Genomic DNA, 11,824 nt, shown 5'->3' with positions numbered 1-11,824 from the left:
AATTAAGGAGTATAAAGCAGGTCACTTGATAGTAACGGTGAAGGATCTGCTGTTAACATTGGTGAGATCCCACTTGCCGTTTACCTTGGCACCGATCATCATCTTGTAGGTCTTGCCTGGTCTGAGTTTTGGGGGAAGTATAGGTAGTGGTATTCGCCGGAATGTTCTGATCAACTATCTTCCACTTGCCTGCAAGGAATACAGCAACTCCGTAGCACTCTGCATTAGGGATTTTGGTTCCAGTTCAACCTGAACTGATGATAGGTCTTGTTGTATTGGATAGAGGAGAGTTTGGGGTAAACAGGCTTGGGTGTAACAACTATGCTGTTGGAGAAATCCTTGACGTATTTTCCGTTCAGCATTGGAATGACAGCTACCCTGTACTCTGTATTTGCAGCCAGACCACTCAGTATATAGGTAGTATCCGTTGTTCTGTCGAGCATTTTCCACTCGCCGTTGACGTAGCCTGCTATAGCGTATCTTTCAGCGCCTTCTATTTCGTTCCAGCTGAGCTTGACTGCCTTATTTCCCTTCAGATAAGATACAACGGGTGGGGTGTATACAGTACGGGTGTCAGCGCTGGCATTTATTGCCGCAACACCCGCCGATAACGCCTACAGGGACCGCGCCGCTTAACATCATAACTACACAAAGACCTGCTGCTGCTCTCTTCATATTATTTGATAAATTCTTTTTCATAATATTACACCTGACCTTTCTACATACCATCAACGTTTGCGTTTAAAAATTGCTACATTCGTATGAAAACTTGTCCATTCGAGGTTCCTCCTTCTTCAATATTTATCAAGCTAAATAATAATACGCTTGATACTTATTAACTATATTATAACATTCACAGAAAACATTTGTCAAGAATTATCCAAAAGCCTCTATTTAAAACTTTGTGAAACTTGTTAAAATAATAGTTAAACTTAAATCCGGATAAATAATAACGGTTGTATATCTTGTGGCGCGGCATTGGCGAAGCATGCTGTTTGTGCTGTAAAGTCTTTGGTTAGTTATGGATAACACCAATTTTAATAAAAATGCTTGTATTTTACAGAAGAACATGGTATTAATACTAATGTTACTAATTTTTCCGAATGGAGGATAACAATGAGCGAAGAAAGAATACCAAGAGAAGTTGAAGTCGCTAAGGAAAACACCCTGGGCGATAGAGGGATATTTTCCCGACAGATGGAAGCGTGGGAAAAGGCGCTTGAGGACTTCAAAAAGCTCCCCGAAAAGGTAGCTGCATACAAGGGCAGACTTGGCGAAAGCGCCGATACCTTGCTTGAGTTTTTAAAGCTGAGCGACGATATATCGGTAGCAGCTGACTCGATCGTGAACTATGCCCAGCGCAAGTCTGATGAGGATACGGCTGTTGCAAAGTAATCAGGGCTATGTGGGTCAGATGATGAACGGTGTTTGTTTGCGTTGAATGCAGCGAGCAGTTTTGAAAGTCCCGAGCTTATCTCGATCCCCGATGATGTGCTGAAAGGCTTCTATAAGCAGAACAGCGGGCTTGAACTGTACCGCCGTCAGCTTGAACGCATACGCCGCAGGAAAGACCATGTACTTTCGAAGCGGAGGAAAGGATCATTGCGCTGGCGGGCGAGATGGGAAATTCAGCAGATAAGAATATACTCTATGTTCTCAGATGCCGATCTTAAATTTGAGGACGCTGTTGACAGCGAGGGCAAGACTCATCAGGTGACCCACGGCAGTTATATACCGCTGGTAAAGGACGCTGACAGGGAACTGAGAAAGTCTGCATTTACTTCCATATACAAGGGCTACGGCAAATTCCGTAACACCTGCGCGGCTACCCTCGATTCACAGATGAAAGCGCTGGAATTCTATTCAAAGGCGAGAAAATTATAACTCTGCGCTGGAAGGTTCGCTTTCGGCAAATGAGGTGCCTGTGGAGGTGTATCACAACCTTATCAAGGCAGTTCACGATAATATGAACTATATGTACGATTATGTCGCACTGCGCAAAAAAGCTTCTCGGTGTTGACGAACTGCATTTCTACGATCTCTACACCCCGATAGTATCCGACTTTACCATGAAAGTCACCTTTGGAAGAGGCTAAGGAGACTGTACTGAAAGCACTTGCACCTATGGGCGAGGACTATATCGCCATACTGAAAGAGGGCTTTGAAAACCGCTGGATAGACGTATATGAGAACGAGAACAAGACAAGCGGTGCGTACTCCGCAGGTGCAAGAGTACATCCTTTTGTACTGTTAAACCACAAGGACACCCTCGACTGTATGTTCACGCTGGCGGCACGAGATGGGTCCACGCTATACATTCCTATCTCTCAAACAAAAATCAGCCTGTGGTATACAGCGATTATGTTATATTCGTGGCTGAGGTTGCTTCTACCTGCAACGAGGCTCTGCTGATGCAGTATCTCCTTGCACACACGGATGACAAGAAGGAAAAGGCATATCTCATAAACTACTTCCTTGAACAGTTCCGCCACCACTCTTTACAGGCAGACAATGTTCGCTGAATTCGAGCTGAAATGCAGTGAGATATGCGCTTCGGGCGATACCCTTACAGCTGATAGCTTTGTGAGATCTACGGCGACCTGAACAAGCTGTACTTCGGTGACGGTATCGTTCTCGATGAGGATATCAAGATGGAATGGCACGGATACCGCACTTCTACTATGATTTCTATGTATACCAGTACGCGACCGGCTATTCTGCGGCGATAGCGCTTTCACAACGTATACTGAAAGAGGGTGCACCAGCTGTTAAGGATTATATTGAAGGCTTCCTCATGGGCGGCTGCTCGGCTGACCCCGATAACACTGCTGAAAAATGCGGGCGTTGATATGTCTACCACTAAACCCGTGACCGATGCTCTCGCACTTTTTGGTGATCTGATAAAGCAGATGGACGAACTTGGCAAGTAGTATAAACCGATAAATATAATAAAAACGGAGGACAGTTCATTTAGCTATCCTCCGTTTTGTGTTATATTATTTCTTTTACTAACGGTACAAATTTCAGTACTCTTGTTATCGCATAAGACACTGCAAAAGCTATGAGCATCATCAGAATCAGCGTACCTGTGCTGCCGTGTGCAAAGGGTCAAAACTTCATAAACTACAAAGATGTGCTTGTACACGATCATGTGTATCAGGTATATCCCGAATGAGCACTTGTCGATCTCAGCCGCCGCTTTATCGAGGAAAGGTATCTCCTTGCCGTTGTCGAAAGACTTGAACAGTGAGAATACTCCTGCCGCGCAAGCACGGTGTGTACTGCAAAGTACTGATCTGCGATATTTTTCCACACGTTTGGCGGTATCAGCATCTGCGGTGTGCAGGCGGTAGTAGGTCAGGAAGATCATTCCTGCCGCGCCTATGAGTATGAATATAACGCTGAGTATCCGTCCGATCTTCAGTTTTTCGCTGTGAATGGCATATCCCATAAAGAAATACAGTGGGAAGATACTGCCTGCGAATATGTAGAAAATCAGTGTAACCACTGCCGATAAGTGTCTTAGCCGTCGTTATCACGGAATTTGCTACAAACAGCAGTCCCCAGCAGATACAGCAGTTCTTTTTTGTCAGCCGATTTTGTTATAATTCGGTAGATCGGCAACATGAGATAAAAAAGCTATCATCAGGTAAAGATACCATGTGTGTGACCAGCTCATGCCGTTTTCAGTGAAGGTATCAAACACCGCATGGCGCACGCCCTCAAGCAGGTGCGCGGGGTCTGAAATCCTTCTGATAGACTGCGTGATCGTACACTGCGAATATCTCGGCAAAAGCAAACAGGGCTATCACCATACGCGGCATATATTTCCCGAAGATCTTTTTGAGATCGATCTTTCGCTTAGCGTCCAGCATCAGCGCACCGCTCACCATCATGAAAGCAGGAACAGCCCAGTACATCAGGTTGCGCACTGTGAACAATGCTGTCATTCGCTCACGATCGTTTCTCGCAAAAGTGGCGCCTGTTATATAGCAGCCGTGCAGCACGACAACTGCTATGCAGGCAAGCGCTTTTATCCGGCTGAAATACAGTATCCTGCTTTTATTTTCGGTGTCATTGTTCATAATCAGAATACTTCGGCATCGTCGCCTACACAGCCACCCTGATCCTGATTATCATAGGAAGGCTGCTCGTCGTAGACTGCGGGCTCTTCGTAATTATATACAGGCTCTTCGTTGTAGTTATTGTTATTATCTACATCAGGCTCTTCATAGTAGGGCTCTTTTGTTACAACGGGCTCGTTTTCATTGCTTATGCCCTCAGCAGGCTTGCCTGCTACGGTCAGTGACTCGCCGTCTTTTGTCAGGCACTCTACGGAAGGTTCGTTGATATTGAGACCGAGCCTGATGGTGGAGCAGATGCTTGTGTTTACTTTCTCAACATCGTAAACAGTATTCTCATCGGAGCCGTATCTTACTGTCAGAGCTTCGCCCGAAGGTATTTCAAAGGACTGGGCAAAGCCTGTGGAAAGAAAAGCACCGTCTTTAAGCAGGTCAGCGATACACTTTCCGTCCTTGTCGAGTATCTGTATCACATAAAGGTCGATGCCTGTGTTGTTGGATATCTCGGCTCTCATCATTTCAAGCTTTTCCTCGGCCTTGGAATCTGCCTCAGCCTTGCTCTCAACGGGAGCCTTTTCTTCCTCATCTGATGTGATCACCTCCACAGCGGCAGCTGAAGAAGTGGTATCTTTTTTGGACTCGTCGTTCTTTTTGGTATCGCCGCAGGCGCTCGTGCTAAGTGCAGTAACAGCTATTACTGCAAGGATAGATGCTTTCTTCATAAGTGTAATATTCATTTTATTTTCCTCCGTTTTATCAACTCATTATAACACGTTTTACTGTGCCGTTTATGTCATATTTCCATGTGCCTTTATCGCCGTAGGTTATTTTGAAACCGCTCTGGCCTTTTTTATTTTCACACTGGAAATCGGGGTCGAATATATAGGTCTTGCCGCTGCCGCCAAAGTTGTTTATCTCGACCCATGAATGGTCGATGGATGTTCCGCGGCTAAGTGTGCAGCTGGAACTGATGAGGCGGTCAAAGCCCAGCACTTTTAGCCCATTCATCAGAAGCAGCTGCACACTTAGCCGCGGAACACATCCATCGGACCATTTCATGGGTCGAGATAAACACAACTTTGGCGGCAGCGGCAAGACCTATATATTCGACCCCGATTTCCAGTGTGAAAATAAAAAAGGCCAGAGCGGTTTCAAAATAACCTACGGCGATAAAGGCACATGGAAATATGACATAAACGGCACAGTAAAACGTGTTATAATGAGTTGATAAAACGGAGGAAAATAAAATGAATATTACACTTATGAAGAAAGCATCTATCCTTGCAGTAATAGCTGTTACTGCACTTAGCACGAGCGCCTGCGGCGATACCAAAAAGAAACGACGAGTCCAAAAAAGATATACCACTTCTTCAGCTGCCGCTGTGGAGGTGATCACATCAGATGAGGAAGAAAAGGCTCCCGTTGAGAGCAAGGCTGAGGCAGATTCCAAGGCCGAGGAAAAGCTTGAAATGATGAGAGCCGAGATATCCAACAACACAGGCATCGACCTTTATGTGATACAGATACTCGACAAGGACGGAAAGTGTATCGCTGACCTGCTTAAAGACGGTGCTTTTCTTTCCACAGGCTTTGCCCAGTCCTTTGAAATACCTTCGGGCGAAGCTCTGACAGTAAGATACGGCTCCGATGAGAATACTGTTTACGATGTTGAGAAAGTAAACACAAGCATCTGCTCCACCATCAGGCTCGGTCTCAATATCAACGAACCTTCCGTAGGGTGCCTGACAAAAGACGGCGAGTCACTGACCGTAGCAGGCAAGCCTGCTGAGGGCATAAGCAATGAAAACGAGCCCGTTGTAACAACAGAGCCCTACTATGAAGAGCCTGATGTAGATAATAACAATAACTACAACGAAGAGCCTGTATATAATTACGAAGAGCCCGCAGTCTACGACGAGCAGCCTTCCTATGATAATCAGGATCAGGGTGGCTGTGTAGGCGACGATGCCGAAGTATTCTGATTATGAACAATGACACCGAAAATAAAAGCAGGATACTGTATTTCAGCCGGATAAAAGCGCTTGCCTGCATAGCAGTTGTCGTGCTGCACGGCTGCTATATAACAGGCGCCACTTTTGCGAGAAACGATCGTGAGCGAATGACAGCATTGTTCACAGTGCGCAACCTGATGTACTGGGCTGTTCCTGCTTTCATGATGGTGAGCGGTGCGCTGATGCTGGACGCTAAGCGAAAGATCGATCTCAAAAAGATCTTCGGGAAATATATGCCGCGTATGGTGATAGCCCTGTTTGCTTTTGCCGAGATATTCGCAGTGTACGATCACGCAGTCTATCAGAAGGATTTCAGACCCGCGCACCTGCTTGAGGGCGTGCGCCATGCGGTGTTTGATACCTTCACTGAAAACGGCATGAGCTGGTCACACACATGGTATCTTTACCTGATGATAGCTTTTTATCTCATGTTGCCGATCTACCGAATTATAACAAAATCGGCTGACAAAAAAGAACTGCTGTATCTGCTGGGACTGCTGTTTGTAGCAAATTCCGTGATAACGACGGCTAAGACACTTATCGGCAGTGGTACACTGATTTTCTACATATTCGCAGGCAGTATCTTCCCACTGTATTTCTTTATGGGATATGCCATTCACAGCGAAAAACTGAAGATCGGACGGATACTCAGCGTTATATTCATACTCATAGGCGCGGCAGGAATGATCTTCCTGACCTACTACCGCCTGCACACCGCAGATGCTGATACCGCCAAACGTGTGAAAAATATCGCAGATCAGTACTTTGCAGTACACACCGTGCTTGCCGCGGCAGGAGTATTCTCACTGTTCAAGTCTTTCGACAACGGCAAGGAGATACCTTTCCTCGATAAAGCGGCGGCTGAGATCGACAAGTGCTCATTCGGGATATACCTGATACACATGATCGTTTACAAGCACATCTTTGTAGTTATGAAGTTTGACCCCTTTGCACACGGCAGCACAGGTACGCTGATTCTGATGATGCTCATAGCTTTTGCAGTGTCTTATGCGATAACAAGAGTACTGAAATTTGTACCGTTAGTAAAAGAAATAATATAACACAAAACGGAGGATAGCTAAATGAACTGTCCTCCGTTTTTATTATATTTATCGGTTTATACTACTTGCCAAGTTCGTCCATCTGCTTTATCAGATCACCAAAAAGTGCGAGAGCATCGGTCACGGGTTTAGTGGTAGACATATCAACGCCCGCATTTTTCAGCAGTGTTATCGGGTCAGCCGAGCAGCCGCCCATGAGGAAGCCTTCAATATAATCCTTAACAGCTGGTGCACCCTCTTTCAGTATACGTTGTGAAAGCGCTATCGCCGCAGAATAGCCGGTCGCGTACTGGTATACATAGAAATCATAGTAGAAGTGCGGTATCCGTGCCCATTCCATCTTGATATCCTCATCGAGAACGATACCGTCACCGAAGTACAGCTTGTTCAGGTCGCCGTAGATCTCACAAAGCTTATCAGCTGTAAGGGTATCGCCCGAAGCGCATATCTCACTGCATTTCAGCTCGAATTCAGCGAACATTGTCTGCCTGTAAAGAGTGGTGGGGAACTGTTCAAGGAAGTAGTTTATGAGATATGCCTTTTCCTTCTTGTCATCCGTGTGTGCAAGGAGATACTGCATCAGCAGAGCCTCGTTGCAGGTAGAAGCAACCTCAGCCACGAATATAACATAATCGCTGTATACCACAGGCTGATTTTTGTTTGAAAGAGATAGGAATGTATAGCGTGGACCCATCTCGTGCGCCAGCGTGAACATACAGTCGAGGGTGTCCTTGTGGTTTTAACAGTACCAAAAGGATGTACTCTTGCACCTGCGGAGTACGCACCGCTTGTCTTGTTCTCGTTCTCATATACGTCTATCCAGCGGTTTTCAAAGCCCTCCTTTCAGTATGGCGATATAGTTCCTCGCCATAGGTGCAAGTGCTTTCAGTACAGTCTCCTTAGCCTCTTCAAAAGGTGACTTTCATGGTAAAAGTCGGATACTATCGGGTGTAGAGATCGTAGAAATGCAGTTCGTCAACACCGAGAAGCTTTTTTGCGCAGTGCGACATAATCGTACATATAGTTCATATTATCGTGAACTGCCTTGATAAGGTTGTGATACACCTCCACAGGCACCTCATTTGCCGAAAGCGAACCTTCCAGCGCAGAAGTTATAATTTCTCGCCCTTTGAATAGAATTCCAGCGCTTTTCATCTGTGAATCGAGGGTAGCCGCGCAGGTGTTTACGGAATTTGCCGTAGCCCTTGTATATGGAAGTAAATGCAGACTTTCTTCAGTTCCCTTGTCAGCGTCCTTTACCAGCGGTATATAACTGCCGTGGCGTCACCTGATGAGTCTTGCCCTCGCTGTCAACAGGCGTCCTCAAATTTAAGATCGGCATCTGAGAACATAGAGTATATCTTATCTGCTGAATTTCCCATCTCGCCCGCCAGCGCAATGATTCCTTTCCTCCGCTTCGGAAAGTACATGGTCTTTCCTGCGGCCGTATTGCGTTCAAGCTGACGGCGGTACAGTTCAAGCCCGCTGTTCTGCTTATAGAAGCCTTTTCAGCACATCATCGGGATCGAGATAAGCTCGGGACTTTCAAAAACTGCTCGCTTGCATTCAACGCAACAAAACACGTTCATCATCTGACCCACATAGCCCTGATACTTTTGCAACAGCCGTAATCCTCATCAGACTTGCGCTGGCATAGTTTCACGATCGAGTCAGCTGCTACCGATATATCGTCGCTCAGCTTTAAAAACTCAAGCAAAGGTATCGGCGCTTTCGCCAAGTCTGCCCTTGTATTGCAGCTACCTTTTCGGGGAGCTTTTTGAAGTCCTCAAGCGCCTTTTCCCACGCTTCATCTGTCGGGAAAATATCCTCTATCGCCCAGGTGTTTTTCCTTAGCGACTTCACTTCTCTTGGGTATTCTTTCTTCGGCTCATTTGTTATCCTCCATTCGGAAAAAATTAGTAACATTAGTATTATACCATGTTCTTCTGTAAAATACAAGCATTTTATTAAAATTGGTTATCCATAACTAACCAAGACTTTACAGCACAAACAGCATGCTTCGCCAATGCCGCGCCACAAGATATACCAACCGTTATTATTTATCCGGATTTAAATTTAACTATTATTTTAACAAGTTTCACAAAGTTTTAAATAGAGCTTTTGGATAATTCTTGACAAATGTTTCTGTGAATGTTATAATATAGTTAATAAGTATCAAGCGTATTATTATTTAGCTTGATAAATATTGAAGAAGGAGGAACTCGAATGGACAAGTTTCATACGAATGTAGCAATTTTTAACGCAAACGTTGATGGTATGTAGAAAGGTCAGGTGTAATATTATGAAAAAGAATTTATCAAATAATATGAAGAGAGCAGCAGCAGGTCTTTGTGTAGTTATGATGTTAAGCGGCGCGGTCCCTGTAGGCGTTATCGGCGGTGTTGCGGCAATAAATGCCAGCGCTGACACCCGTACTGTATACACCCCACCCGTTGTATCTTATCTGAAGGGAAATAAGGCAGTCAAGCTCAGCTGGAACGAAATAGAAGGCGCTGAAAGATACGCTATAGCAGGCTACGTCAACGGCGAGTGGAAAATGCTCGACAGAAACAACGGATACTACCTATATACTGAGTGGTCTGGCTGCAAATACAGAGTACAGGGTAGCTGTCATTCCAATGCTGAACGGAAAATACGTCAAGGATTTCTCCAACAGCATAGTTGTTACACCCAAGCCTGTTTACCCCCAAACTCTCCTCTATCCAATACAACAAAAGACCTATCATCAGTTCAGGTTGAACTGGAACCAAATCCCTAATGCAGAGTGCTACGGAGTTGCTGTATTCCTTGCAGGCAAGTGGAAGATAGTTGATCAGAACATTCCGGCGAATACCACTACCTATACTTCCCCAAAACTCAGACCAGGCAAGACCTACAAGATGATGATCGGTGCCAAGGTAAACGGCAAGTGGGATCTCACCAATGTTAACAGCAGAATCCTTCACCGTTACTATCAAGTGACCTGCCTTTATACTCCTTAATTAATATACTTAACACAAACAACAGCCGCACCACTTGGGTACGGCTGTTTGCTTTTTGAAAAAACGTGTTATTCTATTTCTTTCTTGGTTTCCCGCCTCTCAAATATCAGGCAATACAATATCCCGGATATCCCTCCGGGGTCGAGCAAAAGGGGTTATCAGACCGATTCCACAGGTGCTTTAAAGCGCAATGCTATCAAGCCACGCCCACAGCCACACAATTATCCCTCCATAGAGCGGTGCTCCCGACGGATACCGCTTTCGTTCCTCCTCGGGAAGTTTTTTTCGTTTTTTATGCCCATAATGATAAGATAGTAATTCAGCCCCACCATCAACGCCCCCCGGCCACAAAGAATATAAATCCGCAAAGTATGTACTGCAATGTTGATCGCGACATAGTCCACCGCTCCTTTCACAAAAAGCGGCCCTGTCGTTTTCGGCAAAGGCGCCTTTTTGTTGTTATCATGCACATATCCTGCCACGAAGATTTTATGCAAACATACGTTTTTATTTTTAACCTCAGACATATTTCTGCCAAGAGTTGTACAAAAAACGTACAACTTTTTGCAGAAAAATCGCGCTGTATATAGAAGACCTTAAACGCTGATATCTTCCCTCGAATACAGTAAACAAGCCTCACCTGTCATATAAACAGTTTCATTCAGTGTAGCGTATCTTCAGGTTGCCGCCGCGCCAGCATAACTGTTACTTCCTCGTTCTTAGGACAATAGCCGTTCAGGACAGCTGCAACTACAGCCGCACAAGCGCCCGTGCCGCAGGCAAATGTCTCGCCCCGAACCTCTCTCCCATACACGCATCTTAAGAGTGTGGCTGTCTATTACCTTGATAAACTCTGTATTCACTCTCTCGGGGAAGATGGGATCATGCTCGAACTTGGGACCGATCTTCTCGATCTCCATATCGTCTATGTTGTTCATAAATACGATGCAGTGAGGATTGCCCATGGATACGCAGGTAACATTCTTCTTCTCACCTGCTATCTCAACTTCCCTGTTTACGACCATGCCGTTCTCGTCAGCAGGCAGTGTTGCAGGGTATTCTTCACAGGGTCGAGGATAGCAGCAACCCATGTCAACAGTAGCGCCGTTAACTTCGCCGTAATGTCTGCTGAGCTTTACCTTGATGATGCCTGACAGTGTCTCGATGGTCATAAGGTCGCGGGTCAACCAGGACCGTTATCTCTCATGAAACTTAGCCACGCATCTTATGCCGTTGCCGCACATCTTGCCCTCCGAACCGTCGGAGTTGAACATCCTCATACGTCCGTCAGCAACCTTTGAACGGCATACCAGTATAACACCGTCGCCGCCGATACCGAAATGTCTGTCGGAAAGGTTCAGCGCCAAAGCCCTCGGGGTTATCTATCATACGGTCAAAGCAGTTGAAGTATTACATAGTCGTTTGCCGCAGCCGTGCATCTTGGTGAAGTGCAGAGTGGTCTTTTCGCGACGCATATTGTTTATATCAACTATCTCTGTGTTGGCTCTCGTTGTACTTGCTCCTGATGGAGGAAGCGATAGCGTTTGCAGTATCGATAGAAGTCAGGCAGGGAATATTCCACTCCGACTGTCTTTCTTCTTATCTTAACTGAATCACGTGAAGGTATACGACCCTTTGAAGATGTTGAGATAACGTAGTTCACCTTG

The 11,824-nt window shown here is 45.6% G+C and carries 25 protein-coding genes; 10 read left to right on the top strand and 15 right to left on the bottom strand.

Annotated features, from left to right (window positions below; translation table 11 throughout):
• Window positions 1-21: 21 nt before the first annotated feature.
• The 3 genes from N773_RS22360 to N773_RS23315 form a co-directional block, all read right to left on the bottom strand.
• Window positions 22-174, bottom strand: coding sequence for a hypothetical protein (locus tag N773_RS22360; RefSeq protein ID WP_155250940.1), 153 nt, complete (start codon window positions 172-174; stop codon window positions 22-24).
• Between the two features lie 50 nt (window positions 175-224).
• The gene (locus N773_RS0117255; protein ID WP_024858929.1) at window positions 225-443 is read right to left on the bottom strand and encodes a hypothetical protein; all 219 of its coding nucleotides are present in this window, start codon (window positions 441-443) and stop codon (window positions 225-227) included.
• Between the two features lie 130 nt (window positions 444-573).
• Window positions 574-699 carry a hypothetical protein gene (locus N773_RS23315; protein WP_278245378.1) on the bottom strand — a complete coding sequence of 42 codons (126 nt, stop codon included), beginning with the start codon at window positions 697-699 and terminating at the stop codon, window positions 574-576.
• A gap of 417 nt (window positions 700-1,116) precedes the next feature.
• On the opposite strand from N773_RS23315, the gene N773_RS23065 reads away from it, so the two are divergent.
• The 5 genes from N773_RS23065 to N773_RS23045 all read left to right on the top strand — a co-directional run bounded on the left by N773_RS23065 (window position 1,117) and on the right by N773_RS23045 (window position 2,848).
• Window positions 1,117-1,395 (top strand): hypothetical protein, encoded by a 279-nt coding sequence (locus N773_RS23065; RefSeq protein WP_024858928.1) that lies wholly within the window; start codon window positions 1,117-1,119, stop codon window positions 1,393-1,395.
• A 33-nt stretch (window positions 1,396-1,428) separates the two neighbouring features.
• Window positions 1,429-1,884: a hypothetical protein gene (locus N773_RS23060; protein ID WP_242840446.1), complete on the top strand. Its 456-nt coding sequence runs from the start codon at window positions 1,429-1,431 to the stop codon at window positions 1,882-1,884.
• 198 nt (window positions 1,885-2,082) lie between these two features.
• Window positions 2,083-2,412 carry a M3 family metallopeptidase gene (locus N773_RS23055; protein ID WP_024858926.1) on the top strand — a complete coding sequence of 110 codons (330 nt, stop codon included), beginning with the start codon at window positions 2,083-2,085 and terminating at the stop codon, window positions 2,410-2,412.
• Window positions 2,373-2,522: a hypothetical protein gene (locus N773_RS23050; RefSeq protein WP_431602482.1), complete on the top strand. Its 150-nt coding sequence runs from the start codon at window positions 2,373-2,375 to the stop codon at window positions 2,520-2,522. Before N773_RS23055 ends, N773_RS23050 begins: the two co-directional genes overlap by 40 nt.
• A 134-nt stretch (window positions 2,523-2,656) precedes the next feature.
• Window positions 2,657-2,848 carry a M3 family metallopeptidase gene (locus N773_RS23045; protein ID WP_024858925.1) on the top strand — a complete coding sequence of 64 codons (192 nt, stop codon included), beginning with the start codon at window positions 2,657-2,659 and terminating at the stop codon, window positions 2,846-2,848.
• Between the two features lie 126 nt (window positions 2,849-2,974).
• On the opposite strand, the gene N773_RS0117210 is transcribed toward N773_RS23045, so the two are convergent.
• The 4 genes from N773_RS0117210 to N773_RS0117195 all read right to left on the bottom strand — a co-directional run bounded on the left by N773_RS0117210 (window position 2,975) and on the right by N773_RS0117195 (window position 5,141).
• Complete coding sequence (locus tag N773_RS0117210; protein ID WP_024858924.1) at window positions 2,975-3,508, bottom strand: hypothetical protein; 534 nt, start codon at window positions 3,506-3,508, stop codon at window positions 2,975-2,977.
• Window positions 3,509-3,722: 214 nt separating this feature from the next.
• Complete coding sequence (locus N773_RS0117205) at window positions 3,723-4,085, bottom strand: acyltransferase family protein (protein WP_024858923.1); 363 nt, start codon at window positions 4,083-4,085, stop codon at window positions 3,723-3,725.
• Window positions 4,086-4,087: 2 nt separating this feature from the next.
• Window positions 4,088-4,819: a hypothetical protein gene (locus N773_RS0117200; protein ID WP_024858922.1), complete on the bottom strand. Its 732-nt coding sequence runs from the start codon at window positions 4,817-4,819 to the stop codon at window positions 4,088-4,090.
• 19 nt (window positions 4,820-4,838) lie between these two features.
• On the bottom strand, window positions 4,839-5,141 hold the full coding sequence (locus N773_RS0117195) for a hypothetical protein (RefSeq protein WP_196231674.1): 303 nt from the start codon (window positions 5,139-5,141) through the stop codon (window positions 4,839-4,841).
• Between N773_RS0117195 and N773_RS22355 the strand changes: the two genes are divergently transcribed.
• The 3 genes from N773_RS22355 to N773_RS0117180 are packed head-to-tail and all read left to right on the top strand — an operon-like array spanning window position 5,140 to window position 7,155.
• The gene (locus N773_RS22355) at window positions 5,140-5,310 is read left to right on the top strand and encodes a hypothetical protein (protein ID WP_155250938.1); all 171 of its coding nucleotides are present in this window, start codon (window positions 5,140-5,142) and stop codon (window positions 5,308-5,310) included. The two genes, N773_RS0117195 and N773_RS22355, sit on opposite strands and share 2 nt — an antisense overlap.
• 19 nt (window positions 5,311-5,329) lie before the next feature.
• Window positions 5,330-6,064, top strand: a complete 735-nt coding sequence (locus tag N773_RS0117185) for a hypothetical protein (RefSeq protein WP_024858920.1) — start codon at window positions 5,330-5,332, stop codon at window positions 6,062-6,064.
• A 2-nt stretch (window positions 6,065-6,066) separates the two neighbouring features.
• Entirely contained in the window at window positions 6,067-7,155 is a 1,089-nt protein-coding gene (locus N773_RS0117180; RefSeq protein ID WP_024856072.1) for an acyltransferase, read from the top strand.
• 61 nt (window positions 7,156-7,216) lie between these two features.
• Here N773_RS0117180 and N773_RS23040 read toward each other — a convergent pair whose 3' ends face one another.
• The 5 genes from N773_RS23040 to N773_RS23025 form a co-directional block, all read right to left on the bottom strand.
• Window positions 7,217-7,870, bottom strand: a complete 654-nt coding sequence (locus tag N773_RS23040) for a M3 family metallopeptidase (RefSeq protein WP_242840444.1) — start codon at window positions 7,868-7,870, stop codon at window positions 7,217-7,219.
• Between the two features lie 260 nt (window positions 7,871-8,130).
• Entirely contained in the window at window positions 8,131-8,310 is a 180-nt protein-coding gene (locus N773_RS23035; protein WP_242840443.1) for a hypothetical protein, read from the bottom strand.
• A gap of 155 nt (window positions 8,311-8,465) precedes the next feature.
• Complete coding sequence (locus N773_RS23030; RefSeq protein WP_242840447.1) at window positions 8,466-8,630, bottom strand: hypothetical protein; 165 nt, start codon at window positions 8,628-8,630, stop codon at window positions 8,466-8,468.
• Window positions 8,631-8,743: 113 nt separating this feature from the next.
• Window positions 8,744-8,872 carry a hypothetical protein gene (locus N773_RS23310; RefSeq protein ID WP_278245377.1) on the bottom strand — a complete coding sequence of 43 codons (129 nt, stop codon included), beginning with the start codon at window positions 8,870-8,872 and terminating at the stop codon, window positions 8,744-8,746.
• Complete coding sequence (locus N773_RS23025) at window positions 8,857-9,081, bottom strand: hypothetical protein (protein WP_242840442.1); 225 nt, start codon at window positions 9,079-9,081, stop codon at window positions 8,857-8,859. Before N773_RS23025 ends, N773_RS23310 begins: the two co-directional genes overlap by 16 nt.
• Window positions 9,082-9,457: 376 nt before the next feature.
• Here N773_RS23025 and N773_RS22700 point away from each other — a divergent pair, with 376 nt between their 5' ends.
• A complete protein-coding gene (locus N773_RS22700; protein WP_024858919.1) occupies window positions 9,458-9,934 on the top strand; it encodes a hypothetical protein in 477 nt (158 codons plus the stop codon).
• Window positions 9,912-10,157, top strand: coding sequence for a hypothetical protein (locus N773_RS0117165; RefSeq protein ID WP_024858918.1), 246 nt, complete (start codon window positions 9,912-9,914; stop codon window positions 10,155-10,157). Before N773_RS22700 ends, N773_RS0117165 begins: the two co-directional genes overlap by 23 nt.
• Before the next feature lie 221 nt (window positions 10,158-10,378).
• Here N773_RS0117165 and N773_RS0117160 read toward each other — a convergent pair whose 3' ends face one another.
• From N773_RS0117160 to N773_RS23015, 3 genes are all read right to left on the bottom strand, one after another.
• The gene (locus N773_RS0117160; protein WP_024858917.1) at window positions 10,379-10,684 is read right to left on the bottom strand and encodes a hypothetical protein; all 306 of its coding nucleotides are present in this window, start codon (window positions 10,682-10,684) and stop codon (window positions 10,379-10,381) included.
• A gap of 192 nt (window positions 10,685-10,876) precedes the next feature.
• The gene (locus N773_RS23020; protein WP_242840441.1) at window positions 10,877-11,329 is read right to left on the bottom strand and encodes a hypothetical protein; all 453 of its coding nucleotides are present in this window, start codon (window positions 11,327-11,329) and stop codon (window positions 10,877-10,879) included.
• 24 nt (window positions 11,330-11,353) lie between these two features.
• Window positions 11,354-11,524, bottom strand: a complete 171-nt coding sequence (locus N773_RS23015) for a hypothetical protein (RefSeq protein ID WP_242840440.1) — start codon at window positions 11,522-11,524, stop codon at window positions 11,354-11,356.
• Window positions 11,525-11,824: the final 300 nt, after the last annotated feature.

Origin of the sequence: Ruminococcus albus AD2013 (assembly GCF_000526775.1) — a bacterium.
Taxonomy (GTDB): Bacteria; Bacillota; Clostridia; order Oscillospirales; family Ruminococcaceae; genus Hominimerdicola; species Hominimerdicola alba_A.
Note: the sequence above shows the minus strand (reverse complement) of the source record. Positions and strands in the feature narration are given on the sequence as shown.

Excerpts from the sequence above, each read along its gene's own strand:
- N773_RS0117255 (WP_024858929.1), bottom strand. The coding sequence starts at position 443 with ATGCTCGACAGAACAACGGATACTACCTATATACTGAGTGGTCTGGCT.
- N773_RS23315 (WP_278245378.1), bottom strand. The coding sequence starts at position 699 with ATGAAAAAGAATTTATCAAATAATATGAAGAGAGCAGCAGCAGGTCTT.
- N773_RS23065 (WP_024858928.1), top strand. The coding sequence starts at position 1,117 with ATGAGCGAAGAAAGAATACCAAGAGAAGTTGAAGTCGCTAAGGAAAAC.
- N773_RS23045 (WP_024858925.1), top strand. The coding sequence starts at position 2,657 with ATGGCACGGATACCGCACTTCTACTATGATTTCTATGTATACCAGTAC.
- N773_RS0117205 (WP_024858923.1), bottom strand. The coding sequence starts at position 4,085 with ATGAACAATGACACCGAAAATAAAAGCAGGATACTGTATTTCAGCCGG.
- N773_RS0117200 (WP_024858922.1), bottom strand. The coding sequence starts at position 4,819 with ATGAATATTACACTTATGAAGAAAGCATCTATCCTTGCAGTAATAGCT.
- N773_RS22355 (WP_155250938.1), top strand. The coding sequence starts at position 5,140 with ATGGGTCGAGATAAACACAACTTTGGCGGCAGCGGCAAGACCTATATA.
- N773_RS0117195 (WP_196231674.1), bottom strand. The coding sequence starts at position 5,141 with ATGAAATGGTCCGATGGATGTGTTCCGCGGCTAAGTGTGCAGCTGCTT.
- N773_RS0117185 (WP_024858920.1), top strand. The coding sequence starts at position 5,330 with ATGAATATTACACTTATGAAGAAAGCATCTATCCTTGCAGTAATAGCT.
- N773_RS0117180 (WP_024856072.1), top strand. The coding sequence starts at position 6,067 with ATGAACAATGACACCGAAAATAAAAGCAGGATACTGTATTTCAGCCGG.
- N773_RS23040 (WP_242840444.1), bottom strand. The coding sequence starts at position 7,870 with ATGTTCACGCTGGCGCACGAGATGGGTCCACGCTATACATTCCTATCT.
- N773_RS23035 (WP_242840443.1), bottom strand. The coding sequence starts at position 8,310 with ATGAAAAGCGCTGGAATTCTATTCAAAGGGCGAGAAATTATAACTTCT.
- N773_RS23025 (WP_242840442.1), bottom strand. The coding sequence starts at position 9,081 with ATGTTACTAATTTTTTCCGAATGGAGGATAACAAATGAGCCGAAGAAA.
- N773_RS22700 (WP_024858919.1), top strand. The coding sequence starts at position 9,458 with ATGAAAAAGAATTTATCAAATAATATGAAGAGAGCAGCAGCAGGTCTT.
- N773_RS0117160 (WP_024858917.1), bottom strand. The coding sequence starts at position 10,684 with ATGTCTGAGGTTAAAAATAAAAACGTATGTTTGCATAAAATCTTCGTG.
- N773_RS23020 (WP_242840441.1), bottom strand. The coding sequence starts at position 11,329 with ATGACCATCGAGACACTGTCAGGCATCATCAAGGTAAAGCTCAGCAGA.